Origin of the sequence: Bradyrhizobium sp. SZCCHNR1098 (genome assembly GCF_032489375.1) — a bacterium.
Lineage (GTDB): Bacteria > Pseudomonadota > Alphaproteobacteria > Rhizobiales > Xanthobacteraceae > Bradyrhizobium.
In genome coordinates this window covers 32,919-48,684 of record NZ_JAUEXY010000023.1, presented here as the reverse complement: position 1 = coordinate 48,684, position 15,766 = coordinate 32,919, and the positions used below count along the sequence as shown (strand labels likewise).

The following is a 15,766-nucleotide window of genomic DNA, read 5'->3' as shown; positions in this document are numbered from 1 at the left end:
GGAACGGCTGCTTCGCGTTCTCCCCGGTGCTCCGGGCTTTTTGGCCACCGTCATCGGCACTGCGCCTTTGCGCATCAGCACCGACTTGGCATCAGCATCGGGATGCCAGGACCACGCGACTTGACCGTGCGCATCGATGTCGTTCGTCGGCATGGAGAACCATGCTGCAACATCGTCACGCCCACCGCATCCCGCCTCAACGTCCGTGACGACCGCGAAGCGCCCCTCTGATCGAGACGGGACGGGAGGCATACAATCATGATTTCGGAGAAAAAGAAAGAGAATTATTTTTCCGAAATGGACTGGATGGAGGGAGGCGCTTCAAGCGGCTAGCGAAATGAGTCTTGAGGCGGGCTGTTCGGACGCCATAAAGCGGTCGGGAGATCAGTAAGTGGGTAGATAGACGCCATCGCGCCATTCAGCGAGTTGCCCGACGAGTCAGTCCGCTGATATCGGGCTTCTCGTGTTTCGTGCTGGCCAGGAGTCTCGGGTACGACGGGTCCGTCTTAGGTTGTGCGGTCAGCGAGGCGCCTCATCTTCAGTCCACCAACGCATCTGCTGCACCTTGCCGCTCCTCTCCAGTATCATCTGCAGGGCTCCAGCCAGACGGTCGACCGTGTCGGTTGTCGGAATCGTTTTCAGCAGTCGTCGAACGAAGGGACGCGAAGGCTCAATGAAACACAGAAACCCGTTCTCATGCTCCTGGTAGTGGCCGCATCCGAGCCACATTGGAAATTCCGAATTTTCGAGATCGATTCGCCACCCCCAATCCTCTGGGGTCATACGCGAAACCGTGAAGCTGTGACGCGGCAACTCCTCGGACAAGAATTCCGCCAGTCGCTTCCCATACAGCCCCGGATTGACCAGTTCATCTTCGCCGGGCTCCGGCGGAAAGGCTGTCGAGACAAATTCGAGATGAGTCTTCATTTAGCGAACGTACTTGGATTGTCGAGAGCATTCCAGCCAGCCCGTAGGGCGGATTAGCGGAGCGTAATCCGCCGTCACGCCACATTTGATATTGCGTGCCAGAACTGGTCGGGTGGCCACGTCCACACACTCGATCGGGATGGACTCTCACCATCATCGATTGTCCGCACTAGGCGCGGCGGATTGCGCTCCGCTAATCCGCCCTACGGGCTGACGTTGGCATGAAGTGCAAGTGTCGGAACGCACAGCGCGCAGGGCGGATTGGCGCGGCTAAATCCGCTATCATGCAACCTTTGACATTGTCAGCCACAACTGATCGGGGGCCACGTCTATCCGACCTTTTCCCGCAATCCCGGCAAGCGCCCACGTCGTTCCGGGGACGCTGCACGACGTGGATGGCCGGGACAAGCCCGGCCATGACGACGTGGAAGCAGACGGGCGCGAAATGTAAGAGCGGCATATGCGAAAGCCTGCTGCGAGCGGGGAGGTTTCCACCGGCGCCCGCTGAAATCCTGGCAGCCATTGCTCCAAGCGGGAACGGGCCGCGACAGGGCGCCGCATTTTGGCCGCACGCGGCAAGAACGGACGTTCCGCTTCAAACTCCCCGCCCAATGCTCTAGAAGCCCCCCATGCTCGGACGCATTTTCACGGTCGGCGGCTATACGCTGCTGTCGCGCCTCACCGGCTTTGCCCGCGACATCATGCTGGCGGCGATCCTTGGCGCGGGTCCCGTGGCGGATGCGTTTTTCATTGCGTTTCGGCTGCCGAATCATTTCCGGGCGATCTTCGCCGAGGGCGCGTTCAACGCCGCCTTTGTGCCGGCCTATGCGCATGTCCATGGCGAGAAGGGGCCGACCTCGGCGAGCCTGTTTGCCGACCGCATCTTCACGCTGCTGCTGGCCTCGCAGATCGTGCTCTTGATCCTGGCCTGGGTGTTCATGCCGCAGGCGATGACGATCCTGGCGCCCGGCTTCACCGACGATCCGGTGCAGCGGGACCTGGCGATCACGCTCACGCGGATCACCTTTCCCTATCTGCTGCTCATCACGCTGGTGACGCTGTATGGCGGCATGCTCAACGTGATGCAGCGCTTTGCCAGCGCTGCGGCTGCCTCGATCTTCCTCAACATCGCGATGATGGCGACGCTCGCGCTCGTGGTGTTCTTCCCGACCGCCGGCCATGCCGCGGCGTGGGGCGTGCTGATCTCCGGCTTCCTGCAATATTTCCTGCTCGCCGGCGATCTCGCCCGCCATGGCGGGCTGCCGCGCTTTGCGCCGCTCAAGCTCGACGACGACATCCGCGCCTTCTTCAAGGCGCTGGGGCCCGCCACGCTCGGCTCGATGGGCACGCAGGTCGCGATGTTCGCCGACACCATCATCGCGACGTTCCTCCCCGCAGGCGCGATCTCGGCGCTGTATTACGCCGATCGCCTCAACCAACTGCCGATCGGCGTGATCGGCATCGCCATCGGCACCGTGCTGCTGCCGGAAATGTCGCGGCGGCTGACGGCGAATGACCAAGAGGGCGCCATGGAGCAGCAGCGCCGCGCCTTCGAGTTCACATTGCTGTTCTCGGTGCCGTTCGTCGCCGCGTTCCTCGCCGTGCCCGACGTCATCACGCGCGCGATGTTCGCGCGCGGCGCCTTCACCAAGGGCGATGCGGCGGCGGCGGGGGCGACGCTCGCCGCCTATGCCGTCGGCCTCATTCCGTTCGTGATGATTCGCAGCGCGGTCTCGACCTTCTACGCGCGCAAGGACACCGCCACACCGGTGAAGGCTTCGCTCACGGGGCTGACCGCCAACGTCGTGCTCAAGGTGCTGCTGATGGGCTCGCTCGCGCAGGTCGGTCTTGCGCTGGCGACGGCTGTCGGCGCGTGGATCAACCTGCTGCTGGTGCTCGGCTTCGCCGTGCACAAGGGTTATCTGCGTTTCGATCGGCGGCTCACCATGTCGCTGATGAAATTTGCTGGAACTGGCGTGGTGCTCGCGGCAACGTTGTGGGCGACGGCCTTCGTGGCATCGACCCATCTCGCATCGCTCGGCCGCATGCAGGATGAAGCCGTTCTCGGTCTGCTGATCATCGTCGGCGCCGTCATTTATGCGGGCGCCATTCTCGTTCTGTTCGGCCCGCGCTGGCTCAAGGCGCTGGTGCGGCGCTGAGGTTTGCGCTGCAGCATCGCTTGCTGGCATGCCTGCCGAGAGTTGACCGCGCGTGTTGCGGCGCCGGCCATATGGCGTTTGCGCGAGTCCTCGTTCCGCTGCAATATGCCGTCCAATAGTTGCGACAATGCAAGCGGGAAGTGAAACCAGATGGCAGCTCCAATCAAGTTCGGTGTCGGACAAGGCGTTCTCCGCAAAGAGGATGACGCGCTGATTCGCGGCAAGGGCCGCTACACCGACGATCTCGCGCCATCGTCCGCCCTGCATGCCCTGGTGCTGCGCTCGCCGCAGGCCCATGCCAAGTTCACCATCGACGTCACCCAGGCGCGGCTCTTGCCGGGCGTGGCGCTGATTCTGACCGCCGCCGACACCGCGGAGCTCGGTGGGCTGCCCTGCCTGTTCAATCTCGAGACCGATCCGTTCACCGCGCCGCCTTATCCGATCCTCGCCAAGGACGAGGTGCGCCACGTCGGCGACGCCATCGCCTTCGTCGTCGCCGATACGCTCGATCACGCGCGCGACGCGCTGGAGGCGATCAAGGTCGAGTGGACGACGCTGCCGGCCGTGACCGGCGTCGTGAACGCGATCAAGCCGGACGCGCCGCAGGTGTGGGCCGAGCACAAGGGCAACGTTCTGTTCGACGTTGCGATCGGCGACAAGGCCGCGACCGAGGCGGCGTTCGCCAAGGCTCATGCGGTTGCCGAGATCCGCATCGTCAATCCGCGCGTGGTGGCGAGCTTCATGGAGACGCGCGCCGCGGTCTGCGAATACGACACCAAGCGCGACCATCTGACGCTGACGGCGGGCAGCCAGGGCAGCCACCGCCTGCGCGACATTCTGTGCCAGAACGTCCTGAAGATCCCGACCGAGAAGATGCGGGTGATCTGCCCCGATGTCGGCGGCGGCTTCGGCACCAAGCTGTTTCCCTACCGGGAATATGCGCTGCTCGCGGTCGCCGCGCAGCGGCTGCGCAAGTCGGTGCGCTGGGCCGCCGATCGCTCGGAGCATTTCATGGGCGACGCGCAGGGCCGCGACAACGTCACCACCGCGAAGATGGCGCTCGCCGAGGACGGCAAGTTCCTCGCGATGGACGTCGACCTGATGGGCGACATGGGCGCCTATCTCTCGACCTTCGCGCCCTATATCCCGCATGGCGGCGCCGGCATGCTGCCGGGGCTCTACGACATCCAGGCCTTCCACTGCCGGGTGCGCACGATCTTCACCCATACCGTGCCGGTCGACGCCTATCGCGGCGCGGGCCGCCCCGAGGCGGCCTATGTCATCGAGCGTCTGGTCGATGCCTGCGCACGCAAGCTCGACATGAGCGTCGATGCGATCAGGCGCAAGAACTTCATTCCGCCGCGCGCGCTGCCCTACAAGACCGCGACCGGCAAGGTCTACGATTCCGGCGACTTCAACGCGCATCTCAAGCGCGCGATGGAGATCGCGCAGTGGAAGGAGTTTCCGAAGCGCGCCAAGGCCGCCAAGAAGCACGGGCTGATCCGCGGCATCGGGCTCGCGAGCTATGTCGAGGTCTGCGGCACCATGGGCGAGGAGACCGCCAATGTGCGGCTCGATCCCAATGGTGACGTCACCATCCTGATCGGCACGCAGTCGAGCGGGCAGGGCCACCAGACCGCCTATGCCCAGATCGTCGCCGAGCAGTTCGGCCTGCCGCCGGAGCGCGTCCACATCCACCAGGGCGACACGGCCGAAATCGCGACCGGCCTCGGCACCGGCGGCTCGGCCTCGATCCCGTCGGGCGGCGTCAGCGTGCAGCGCGCCACCCATGAGCTCGGCGACAAGCTCAAGCAGATCGCCGCCGAAGCGCTCGAGGCTGGCCTCGGCGATCTCGAGATCGCGGACGGCGTGATCCGCGTCGCCGGCACCGACCGTGCGATCTCCTTCGCCGATCTCGCCAAGCGTCCGGGCACAGATCCCGCCAAGCTGAACGGCAGTGCCACCTTCGCCAGCGCCGACGGCACCTATCCGAACGGCACGCATGTGGCCGAGGTCGAGATCGATCCGGCGACCGGGATCATCAAAATCGTCAACTACGTCATCGTCGACGATTTCGGCGTGACGCTGAATCCGCTGCTGCTGGCCGGCCAGGTGCATGGCGGTGCGGTGCAGGGCATCGGTCAGGCGCTGATGGAGCAGGTGGTCTACAGCAACTCCGACGCTCAGCTCGTCACCGGCAGCTTCATGGACTACGCGCTGCCGCGCGCCGCCGACGCGCCGTCCTTTACCTTCGAGACCCACAACGTGCCCTGCAAGACCAATCCGATGGGTGTCAAGGGCGCGGGCGAGGCGGGCGCGATCGGCTCCTGCCCGGCTGTGGTCAATGCGATCGTCGAAGCGCTCTGGCGCGAGTACAAGATCGATCACATCGACATGCCGGCGACCCCGGAGCGCGTCTGGATTGCGATCCGGGAGCAGCATCGCCGTCATAGTCTCTGAGTACTCTCCCTCCGTAGCCTCTCCGATATCCGCCTCAATTCCGGAATAATCCGCGGGCTGAGGGGTTGATCTAACCGAGCGACCCGTTCAGGTGGGCTGGACGGGATTGTGACAACAAAGGAGCGAATTGATGAAGCGGACTGTCGTGGCTGTCGCAGCTTTGCTGCTAGGGGCGGGCGCCGTGATGGCACAGCAGGATCTGGTCAAGCATAGCCAGGACACGATGAAGGCCAACGCCAAGAACCTCGGCGGTGTTCTCATCGCCATGGTGAAGGGCGAGAAGCCGTACGACCAGGCCGCGGTCAATGCCGCTCTGGCGCAGCTCGACGAGACGGCCAAGAAGCTGCCGACGATGTATCCCGCCAGCGTCAAGGGCGCGAAGTTCGAGGGCGACTACAGCCCGTCGCCGAAGATCTGGGAAGACCATGCCGGCTTCAAGACCAAGATCGACAGCTTCGCCAAGGTGGTCACCGAGGCCAAGGCCAAGATCAAGGATCTCGACAGCCTGAAGGCGACCGCGCCGGCGATCGGCAAGGAGTGCGGCGGTTGCCACGAGACCTTCCGGCTCAAGGCCAGCTGACCTGATGTGATCTCATGCGAGGGGCGAACGCGTGCTGCGCGTTCGCCCCGTTTGTTTGTGCGCCCGAGCGTCCTGTCGTATCGATCGCCGCCGACGCCTTGGAGCTTGCGGCGAAAACCACGACATCCTCCCCGCCGTGACGGAGCGACCATGTTGCGACGCCTTCTGCTTGCTGTCTGTGTGCTCGGTGCCGCGGGCCTTGCGGTATTCTGGTGGCTGACGAGCCCGTCGACCGTGGTGCTCGCGGCGGCGACACGGGCGCCTGATCTCGCCAATGGCCAGGAGATGTTCAACATTGGCGGCTGCGCGTCATGCCATGCCGTCCCGAACCAGCCGGATCGACTGAAGCTCGGCGGCGGGCTGCCGCTGACCTCGCCGTTCGGCACGTTCTACGCGCCCAACATCTCGCCCGATCCCACCGACGGCATTGGGCGCTGGAGCGAGGCCGAGTTCGTCAATGCGGTGGTGAGGGGTGTGTCGCCGGGCGGCAGCCACTACTACCCGGCGTTTCCCTATGCCTCCTACGCGGCCGCGAAGATCGACGACGTCCGCGATCTCTTCGCCTACATGAAGACGCTGCCGCCGGTCGCCGGGGCCTCGCGCGCGCACGACATGCCATTCCCGTTCAACATCCGCCGCACCGTCGGGGTCTGGAAGCTCTTGTTCTTCGACGACAAGCCCTTTGCCGCCAACGCCTCGCGCCCGGCGGAGTGGAATCGCGGCGCCTATCTGGTCAACACCTTCGGCCATTGCGCCGAATGCCACAGTCCGCGCAATGCGCTCGGCGGCATCGTCTCGGCGCAGCGTCTGGCGGGTGGGCCCGATCCGGAAGGTCAGGGCTTCGTGCCGAACATCACCCAGAAGGGCCTGTCGGACTGGAGCGAGAGCGACATCAGCTATTTCCTCGAGACCGGACAACTGCCCGACGGCGACAGCGCCGGCGGCTCGATGGCGCGGGTGATCCGCAACACCTCGCAGCTCACGCCCGAGGATCGCAAGGCGATGGCGGTCTATCTGAAATCGCTGCCGCCGGTCGAAGGCCCGCCGAAGCCGAAGAAGCCCGCGGGCTGATCAGTTCGGCCGGCGCGCAACGCGGATCAGATCGGCTTGAAGCTGCCGTCGCTCTGGATCACCGTCAGCGACACCGGCGGTGGATTCTCCTTGCGCGCGTTGCCGAAGCTGACCACCAGGCCGCCGATGTCGAACTGGCCGACCTCGTTGATGATGCGCAGCAGTTCGGCGCGGGTCGGGTTAGGCCCGGTCATCGCCAGGGCGCGGGCCACCAGGCGGCCGGTGATGTAGCCCTCGAGCCCGATGAAATCCGGCGTCTGGCTCGGATCGAGCGTCTTCATCGCGGCCTGATAGTCGGCGACGATGCGGAGGTCGGTGTCCCACGGAAACGGCACCACCTCGGAGACGATGACGCCGCGGCCTTCCGGGCCGAGCTCCTTGGCGAGCGCGTTGCCGCCGACGAAGGAGACCGCCGTGAAGGTCGGGTTGAAGCCGCTGCGATGCGCCATCTTGATGAACTCGGCGCACGGGCCGTAGGTGCCGACCAGGATCACCGCTTCCGGCTCCGCGCGCCGGATGACCTTGAGCGCCGCGCCGACCGCGCGCGTGTTGCGCTCGAACGTGCCTTCGGCCGCGAGCTCGAGGCCGCGGCGATCGAGATGTGTCTTCACGCCGGCCAGCACGTCGCGGCCGAACGCGTCATCCTGATAGAAGATCGCGATCCGGGTCAGGTGAAGCTCTTCGGTGAGGTACTTGATCGAGGCTTCCGCCTCGGCCGCGTAGCTCGCGCGGATGTTCACGATGTTCTGGAATTCGGGCGCCCGCAGGAATTCGGCGCCCGAGATCGGCCCGATGAAGGGGACGTCGTTCGACGCCGCGATCGGAGCGGTGGCCATCGCGGTCGGCGTGCCGACGGCGCCGATCAGCGCGAACACCTTATCCTCGTAGATCAGCTTGATGGTCTCGACCACCGAACGATCGGGATCGTAGCCGTCGTTGCGGCTCGCCAGCTTGAGCCTGCGTCCGTAGACGCCGCCCTTGGCGTTGAGCTCGTTGAAGGCCGCCAGCAGTCCCTGGCGCGCCGCCTGGCCCAGCGCGGCCGACGGGCCTTCCAGCGCCGCCACCTGGCCGAACATGATGGAGTCGTTGGTGACGCCGAGCTCGTCGGCGCGCGCAGGCCCGGGCGGGAGCACGCCGGCGATCAGGATGAGAACGATGGAGATCCGAAGGCTTGAAAACCAGTTCATTGCGATCTTCGATGCACGGGTACGCTGGATGACAACTCAGTCTAGGCGTGTTGAATGAAGACCTCGCTAAGGACGTGGCCCGCGCTTGATCGCGTTTTGGGCGGCCCTCAACAGTCAGCCGTTAACCAAGCCCCGGTTTCTGGTACTCCACAACGGATCATCTTTGACCGTCCTTAACTTACCGCGGCCAGCATCGGCCGCATCGTGGTGAGGGGCAGCCGTTTGGCGGGGGCCATATTGCAGGTTGAAGAGTACAGCGCACCGACGCTGCCGGAAAAGGATGATGCTCGCAGCGGTAGCGGGCGGGAGAGGCTGCGCGCGTCGTTATCGCGATACCGCCTTTATCGCCCTGCGATCATCGCGGCATGCGTCGGCGTCGTGCTGTCGGTCGTCGGGACGGTTGCCGTGGGACGCTGGGAAAACCGGCTGGCGCGCACCGATTTCGAAGGCGTGGCCGAGGCCCAGGCGATCCTGGTCCAGAACGGCGTCAACGAATATGTCAGCCGGCTGACCGCGCTGCGCACCCGCTTCGAATCCGCCAACGACGACATCACCCGCAGCGAGTACCAGACCTTCAGCGCGCGCCTGTTCGAGGCGCATCGCGGCATGCTCCGCCTGGCGTGGCTGCCGCGGATCAAGCGCAAGGAGCGCGGCGAATACGAGGCGGCGGCGATCACCGATGGCGTTCCCGCCTTTCGCATCAAGTCGTATCCCGACGGCACGGTCGCGCCGGAGAGCGACGAATACTATCCGGTCTACTTCTCCACCGAGGCGAAGACCTCGCCGGTCTACGGCCTCGATTATTGGAGCATTCCCGACCATCGCGCCGTGCTGGAGCAGTCGCGCGACTACGACGTCATCGGCGCGTTGCGCACGCGTCAGAACCTGATCAATCAGAACGAGCGCAACAACGCCGTCATGATCGGCATCCCCGTCTACGCCAAGGGAACGTCGCGCACGACGGTCGCCGACCGCCGGCGCAATCTCAGCGGCTTCATCATCGGCGTGTTCGACCTGCCGACGCTGCTGCAGTCGGTGCGCGCGAACAATCCCAACAGTCCGGCGCTTGCGATCAACCTTCTACCGCCCGAACGCGTGATCAACGCCTCCGGGGTGGACCCGCAGCGCTGGCCCGCGGACCCCAGCATCTGGTCGACGACCTTGCGCATCGGCGATGCCGACTGGGTGTTCCAGGCGGCGCCCGCCGGCGGCAGCCTGATGGCGAGCCACAACCGCGCGCTGGCGCTGTATGCGGCCGGCATGGCGACGACGATCTTCCTCGCCGTGTATCTCGCGCTGTCGAGCCGCAACGCCCTGCAGCTCGCGCTCGCCAATCGCCGCGTGCTCGAGCTGGCGCAGACCGACGCGCTGACGGGCCTCGCGAACCGCGCCTTCTTCCTTGAGGAGATGGAGCGCATCAACGACGAGAAGAACGGCCGCTTCACCGTTTTCCTGCTCGACCTCGACCGCTTCAAGAACGTCAACGATTCACTCGGTCATGGCGCCGGCGACGAGCTGCTGGTGCAGGTCGCGCAGCGGCTGAGATCGCAACTGCGCGACGAGGACGTGCTGGCCCGGCTCGGCGGCGACGAGTTCGCCCTGATCCAGGCCGGATCCGCCGACCAGCGCGCCGCCGCGATCGAGCTTGCTCAGCGCATCACCAAGCTGATCGCCGAGCCGTTCCAGCTCGCCGGGCAACGGGTCGAGATCGGCACCAGCATCGGCATCTCGCTCGCGCCCCAGCACGGCCGCGACCAGGAGCACCTGCTCAAGAAGGCCGATCTCGCGCTCTACCGCTCGAAATCCGCCGGCCGCAGCTGCTACACGCTCTACGACGATGCGATGTCGGCCGAGCTCGAGGCGCGCAACACGCTCGAGGGCGATCTGCGCGACGCCATCGCGCAGTGCCAGTTCGAGGTGCACTATCAGCCGTTCTACGACGCCGAGACGCGCGAGCGGCGCGGCGTCGAGGCGCTGGTGCGCTGGCGTCATCCGGTCAAGGGGCTGGTGCCGCCGGACAAGTTCATCCCGCTTGCGGAGTCGACCGGCCTGATCGTGCCGCTCGGCGAATGGATCATCGGGCGCGCCTGCGACGACGCCACCGCATGGCCGGACGACGTCAAGATCGCCGTCAATCTGTCGCCCGTCCAGTTCAAGCAGGCGGAACTGTTCGACGTCATCCAGTCGGCGCTCGCGAGGTCCGGCCTCGATCCGAAGCGTCTCGAGATCGAGATCACGGAGTCGGTGCTGCTGGAGCGCGCGGCCGAGAACGAGAGCTTCATCGACAGGCTGAAGGGCCTCGGCATCTCGCTGGCACTCGACGATTTCGGCACCGGCTATTCGTCGCTGCGCTCGCTGACGGCGTTCCCGTTCAACAAGATCAAGATCGACAAGTCCTTCGTCGCCAATCTGAGCGTGCGCAACGAAAGTGCCGCCGTCATCTCCTCGGTCGTGACGCTGGCGCGGGGGCTTGGCATCCAGATCACCGCCGAAGGCGTCGAGACCGAAGAGCAGCTGGTGCAACTGCGCTCGCTCGGCGTCAACTTCGCGCAAGGTTATCTGCTGGGCCGGCCGATGCCGGTCGAGCAGCTCGAGCAGCATCTGGAGATCGCACGCCCTGCGTCCGAGGCCGACGAGCCGCAGCCGGCCGAAGACGCATCTGAGGGCGACGCAACCGAGGACGACGATCCGCACTCGGCGGCCGTCGTCGCGCTCATTCCCCGGTCCGGGGCGCTGCTATCCCTCGCATCCAACGGCTGAGCGGCGAGGCGGTTTCGGCGTCCGCGTCGACCGACAGGCGTGGCGAGCCCAGCATGGCGGCCTCGCGCGCGGCGCTCGGCGTGATGCCGTAGGCGGTCTTGAACAGCCGCGTGAAATGCGCATCGGTCCCGAGCTGCCAGCGCCGCGCGACCTCGCTGATGCGCAACGCCCGCGATCCGGTTCCCGCGAGATCGAAGAACGCACGGTGCAGTCGGCGGCGGCGGATGTAGTCGGCGATGCCGCCGATCGGCGAGAACAGGCGGTAGAGCGAAGCGCGCGACAGACCGAAATGCAGCGCCACCGCGTCTGCGCTGAGCTCTGGGCTCGACAGTTGCGATTCGATGTATTTGCGGATGCGGAGCAGCGACACGTCTGCGGTCACGCTGCGGTCGGCATCGCGGCGTTCGAGCTCGCCGCGCAGGCACGCCGAGATCAGTGCGATCGTGCCCTCGACCGCGGCCTGGCACTCGTCGAAACTCATGCGCGGCGCATAGTCGAGCAGTGCGCCGAAATGCCGCGCCAACAGCGGCGCCAGCGCGCCGCTGCGCGGCAGCACCAGGCCGTGCAGGTCGTCGACCTGCAGCAGGCGCGCATCGAACATCGGACGCGGCACCACCAACGTGACGTTCTCGAACGGGGTCGCGCGCGTTTCGAGTGTCTGGGCGAGATCGAGCACGCAGAGGTCGCCTGCCTCGACCCGGATCGGCGAGGCGCCAGCGACGCCCTCATAGCTGCCGTTCACGTAGAGCTGCAGGATGATGTGATCCACGCCGCTGCGGGCAACGGTCTCGGCCGATCGCCGGAACCGCTGGCCGCTCGCACGGGCCGATCCGAGCAGGACGGAGCCAAGCGCGTAGGACAGGACGTCCGCCCGGAACGGAGCGGCCTCGCCGGCCGCGAGCTCGTCGACCTCGAAGAACGTCGACGTGGCCTCACGCCACGCGGCAATGTTGGTCTCTGTGTCCATCTGCTCGGCGGAAAAGCCATAGCTCGGCAGCAGGGACGAAACGGCTTTGATCTCACTCTTCACACGGCGCCGCAGTCATTCTTGAGTTTTCGTCTCAACTTCTTGATCGACCGTATCGGATCGGTCGCCCGCCTTGACCCGATGCTCCGCGCACCGGTTATAGACGCCTATCGCCAAGTTGCCCGAAAGGAAAGCCGGGCCGTTCGACGGTCCCCCCATGACCCCTCGCGATCGAAAGGTCCGGCTTTTCAGCCTGCTGACACGCACTGGCGGACACGGCCCTCCGGCCGCCCACCGTCTTTCATGACGAAACCATGCTTGACCCATTTTCAGGACCTCGGCGCCCGTCGGTCACGACGGGCGCCTTTGTCGTGAGGCAGGTGGCCGACGGGCAGGCCGTCCCCGGGCTTGGACGAGCTCGTCGCTAGGTGGCGCCGAAGGCCTTGAACGTGATGATGGTGTGGGTGTCCTGAATGCCCGGCAGCACCTGGACCTTCTCGTTCACGAAGTGGCCGATGTCGGTGGCATTGTCGACGTAGAACTTCACCAGCAGGTCATAATTTCCCGCCGTCGAGTAGATCTCGGAGGCGATCTCGGCTTCCGCCAGCGCATTGGCGACCGTGTAGGACTGGCCAAGCTTGCACTTGATCTGGACGAAGAAGGGAACCATTGCGGGCTGTCTCCGGAAGGCATCTTTCGCCTCAATATAGCGTTTTCCGGCGAAGTCGATACGCTTTCTCCGGTGGCCGGGCCTGCTTGCCGGGCGCGGCCGGCCCGCGCTAGGAAGGGGCATGAGCACCCCCGTCGCACTCACCATCGCCGGTTCGGATTCCTCCGGGGGAGCCGGTATCCAGGCCGACCTCAAGACCTTCGCGGCGCTCGGCGTCTATGGCGCGTCGGTGCTGACGGCGCTGACCGCCCAGAACACCAAGGGCGTGACCGGGGTGCACCTGGTGCCCCCCGATTTCGTTACCGCGCAGATCGATGCGGTGTTCGACGACCTCGCCGTCGGCGCGGTCAAGATCGGCATGGTGGCGCAGGCGCCGATTGCCGACGCCATTGCCGCAAGCCTTGCGCGCTGGACGCCGTCACATGTGGTGCTCGATCCGGTGATGGTGGCGACGTCGGGCGCCCGGCTGTTGCCGGAGGATGCGATCGACGCGCTGCGCCGCGGGCTGATCCCGCGGGCGTCGCTGATCACGCCGAACCTGCCCGAGGCGGCCGCGCTGCTGGACGAGCCGGTCGCGACCTCGGACGAAGCGATCGCGGCGCAAGGCCGCCGGCTGCTCGCGCTCGGCTGTCCGGCGGTGCTGATCAAGGGCGGCCACGGGCAGGGCACCGACAGCACCGACTATCTGATCACCGCGGATGGCTGCATCGCATTGGCGTCGCCGCGCATCGACACGAAGAACACCCACGGCACGGGGTGTTCGCTGTCGTCGGCCGTGGCCGCAGGGCTGGCGAAGGGTGAGAGCCTCGAGACGGCCGTGCGCAATGCCAAGGCCTTCATCTCCGGTGCCATCGCGGCGGCCGATCGCTTCACCGTCGGGCATGGCCACGGCCCGGTGCATCATCTGTACCGGTTCTACTGATTGAGATCATCCGATGCTGGTTCGAGCCGTGCGCATCAGCCGCGCGGCGGCGATCTCCTGCTGATGTCCCCCCATCACGCGGGCGCGATATTCGCCTGGTGATTCGCCGAACCAGCGATTGGACGCGCGGAAGAAGGTGCTCTGGTCGGCATAGCCGAGCAGATAGCCGATGTCGGTGAGCGTCATGCGGAAATCGGCGAGATGGCGCTGGGCGAGCTCGCGCCTGACATCATCGACGAGATCACTGAAGGAGAGGCCTTCATCGGCGAGCCGGCGCTGGAAGGTGCGATCGCTCAAGCCGAGCTCGGCGGCAATGGCCGAGCGCAACGGGCTGCCGTCGGGCAGCAGCTTGGCAATCGCGGTGCGGGCGCGATGCGCGGTGTCGGTCTTGACCAGGCGCTCCAGCGCCTCGTCGGCGATCCGATCGTGGATTGCCGAAAGCTCGGGCGCCGAGGTCGTCAGCTTGCAGGCGAGATCCTGATCCGACACCAGAAAGCCGTTGAACGGCGCATCGAATTCGAGCGGGGACTGGAAAGCCCTGTTGTAGCACGCAATCGACAGCGGCACAGCGTGCGAGAAGCGGGTGGCGAGCGGCGTCAAGCGACGATCCAGCATCCACCGGCATAGATTGAGCAGATTGACGACGCCGTAGTCATAGCGCTGCCGCGGAATCGGGCATTCACCGCCGAACACGTCGGTCCGCACCCAGCGGCCGCCATTGCCGTGCTCGAGCGTGATGGTCACCGCGTCGCTCACCAGGCACATGTAGCGGATCAGTCGCGTCAGCCCGGCGAGAAGCGTGGGGCTCGACATCATGGCGTAGCCGGCGACGCCATAATTGTCAGGTCGCGGCGCATCGAGCTTTGCCAGCCCGATGTCCAGATTGCCCGAACGCTCGGCCGCCAGCACCCACAACCGGCTCAGTGCCTCGGTCGGCCAGCGGCGATCGCAATCGTCGAGATCGTCGATCGACAGGCCGACCTCGGCGAACAGCGCGGCCGCATCCAGACCTTGCTCGTTCAGTGTCGTCGCGACGCCGCGCATCCAGGACGACGATGTGGTTCGAATCTGCTGAGCCATCCCTTGGCCTTCTGGAGCCAGTGCTTTGGCCTCCTCGGGTCATTGTGCAGATGCACATGAGATTGCATAGCACCGGGCATTGGCGATCGCGACACGAAATTCGTTGTGCGACCGCATGGCTGGCGCGCAGGAGAAAATCATGCCCGTTCTGAAAACCAATGACGGTACAGAGATTTACTACAAGGATTGGGGCTCCGGCCAGCCGATCGTGTTCAGCCATGGTTGGCCGCTGTCAGCGGATGATTGGGATGCGCAGATGCTGTTTTTCCTCAATCACGGCTTTCGCGTCGTCGCCCATGACCGCCGCGGCCATGGCCGCTCGGCCCAGGTCGCTGACGGCCACGACATGGACCATTATGCCGACGATCTCGCGGCGCTCACGGCGCATCTCGACCTGAAGAACGCGATCCATGTCGGCCATTCGACCGGTGGTGGCGAGGTCGTGCATTATCTGGCGCGTCATGGCGAAAGCCGCGCGGCCAAGGCGGCGATCATCGCCGCCGTGCCGCCTCTGATGGTCCGGACCGCGGCCAATCCGGGCGGACTGCCGAAGTCCGTGTTCGACGACTTCCAGACCCAGGTCGCCACGCGCCGCGCGGAGTTCTATCGCGACGTCGCCGCTGGGCCGTTCTACGGCTACAACAAGCCCGGCGCCAAGCCGTCCGAGGCCGTGATCCAGAACTGGTGGCGCCAGGGCATGATGGGCAGCGCCAAGGCGCATTACGACGGCGTCGTCGCATTCTCGCAGACCGACTTCACCGAGGATCTCAAGAAGATCACGCTGCCCGTGCTGGTCATGCACAGCGAGGACGACCAGATCGTGCCTTACGCGGATTCCGCGCCGCTGTCGGCCAAGCTCCTGAAGAACGGCACTCTGAAGACCTACAAGGGCTTTCCGCACGGCATGCCGACCACGGAGGCCGCGACCATCAACGCTGACCTCTTGGCCTTCATCAAGGGCTGACGCCCTCGCGCGTCCTCCC

At 65.6% G+C, this 15,766-nt stretch carries 12 protein-coding genes; 7 read left to right on the top strand and 5 right to left on the bottom strand.

The features are described from left to right. Positions 1-519: 519 nt before the first annotated feature. Positions 520-927 (bottom strand): hypothetical protein, encoded by a 408-nt coding sequence (locus QX135_RS32290; protein WP_316182681.1) that lies wholly within the window; start codon positions 925-927, stop codon positions 520-522. A gap of 629 nt (positions 928-1,556) precedes the next feature. Here QX135_RS32290 and murJ point away from each other — a divergent pair. The 4 genes from murJ (at position 1,557) to QX135_RS32270 (ending at position 7,197) form a co-directional block, all read left to right on the top strand. Next, positions 1,557-3,086, top strand: coding sequence for a murein biosynthesis integral membrane protein MurJ (gene murJ, locus QX135_RS32285; RefSeq protein WP_316182679.1), 1,530 nt, complete (start codon positions 1,557-1,559; stop codon positions 3,084-3,086). A gap of 150 nt (positions 3,087-3,236) precedes the next feature. Further along, on the top strand, positions 3,237-5,546 hold the full coding sequence (locus QX135_RS32280) for a xanthine dehydrogenase family protein molybdopterin-binding subunit (RefSeq protein WP_316182677.1): 2,310 nt from the start codon (positions 3,237-3,239) through the stop codon (positions 5,544-5,546). Between the two features lie 130 nt (positions 5,547-5,676). Continuing rightward, complete coding sequence (locus QX135_RS32275; RefSeq protein ID WP_315738876.1) at positions 5,677-6,126, top strand: cytochrome c; 450 nt, start codon at positions 5,677-5,679, stop codon at positions 6,124-6,126. A 150-nt stretch (positions 6,127-6,276) separates the two neighbouring features. Continuing rightward, positions 6,277-7,197: a cytochrome c gene (locus tag QX135_RS32270; RefSeq protein ID WP_316182675.1), complete on the top strand. Its 921-nt coding sequence runs from the start codon at positions 6,277-6,279 to the stop codon at positions 7,195-7,197. A 26-nt stretch (positions 7,198-7,223) separates the two neighbouring features. Here the strand turns inward: QX135_RS32270 and QX135_RS32265 are convergent, their stop codons facing one another. Beyond that, positions 7,224-8,384, bottom strand: coding sequence for an ABC transporter substrate-binding protein (locus tag QX135_RS32265; protein ID WP_315738874.1), 1,161 nt, complete (start codon positions 8,382-8,384; stop codon positions 7,224-7,226). Between the two features lie 237 nt (positions 8,385-8,621). Between QX135_RS32265 and QX135_RS32260 the strand changes: the two genes are divergently transcribed. Beyond that, positions 8,622-11,144: an EAL domain-containing protein gene (locus QX135_RS32260; RefSeq protein WP_316182672.1), complete on the top strand. Its 2,523-nt coding sequence runs from the start codon at positions 8,622-8,624 to the stop codon at positions 11,142-11,144. Here the strand turns inward: QX135_RS32260 and QX135_RS32255 are convergent. Both QX135_RS32255 and QX135_RS32250 read right to left on the bottom strand, forming a co-directional pair. Continuing rightward, positions 11,098-12,162, bottom strand: a complete 1,065-nt coding sequence (locus QX135_RS32255; protein ID WP_316182683.1) for a helix-turn-helix domain-containing protein — start codon at positions 12,160-12,162, stop codon at positions 11,098-11,100. The genes QX135_RS32260 and QX135_RS32255 overlap by 47 nt on opposite strands. Positions 12,163-12,535: 373 nt before the next feature. Beyond that, complete coding sequence (locus QX135_RS32250) at positions 12,536-12,781, bottom strand: Lrp/AsnC ligand binding domain-containing protein (RefSeq protein WP_172112765.1); 246 nt, start codon at positions 12,779-12,781, stop codon at positions 12,536-12,538. A gap of 121 nt (positions 12,782-12,902) precedes the next feature. On the opposite strand from QX135_RS32250, the gene thiD reads away from it, so the two are divergent. After that, positions 12,903-13,703, top strand: a complete 801-nt coding sequence (gene thiD / locus QX135_RS32245; protein ID WP_316182670.1) for a bifunctional hydroxymethylpyrimidine kinase/phosphomethylpyrimidine kinase — start codon at positions 12,903-12,905, stop codon at positions 13,701-13,703. Positions 13,704-13,709: 6 nt separating this feature from the next. On the opposite strand, the gene QX135_RS32240 is transcribed toward thiD, so the two are convergent. Next, positions 13,710-14,783, bottom strand: a complete 1,074-nt coding sequence (locus QX135_RS32240) for an AraC family transcriptional regulator (RefSeq protein WP_316182666.1) — start codon at positions 14,781-14,783, stop codon at positions 13,710-13,712. Between the two features lie 139 nt (positions 14,784-14,922). Between QX135_RS32240 and QX135_RS32235 the strand changes: the two genes are divergently transcribed. Beyond that, positions 14,923-15,747, top strand: coding sequence for an alpha/beta hydrolase (locus QX135_RS32235; protein WP_315782674.1), 825 nt, complete (start codon positions 14,923-14,925; stop codon positions 15,745-15,747). Positions 15,748-15,766: the final 19 nt, after the last annotated feature.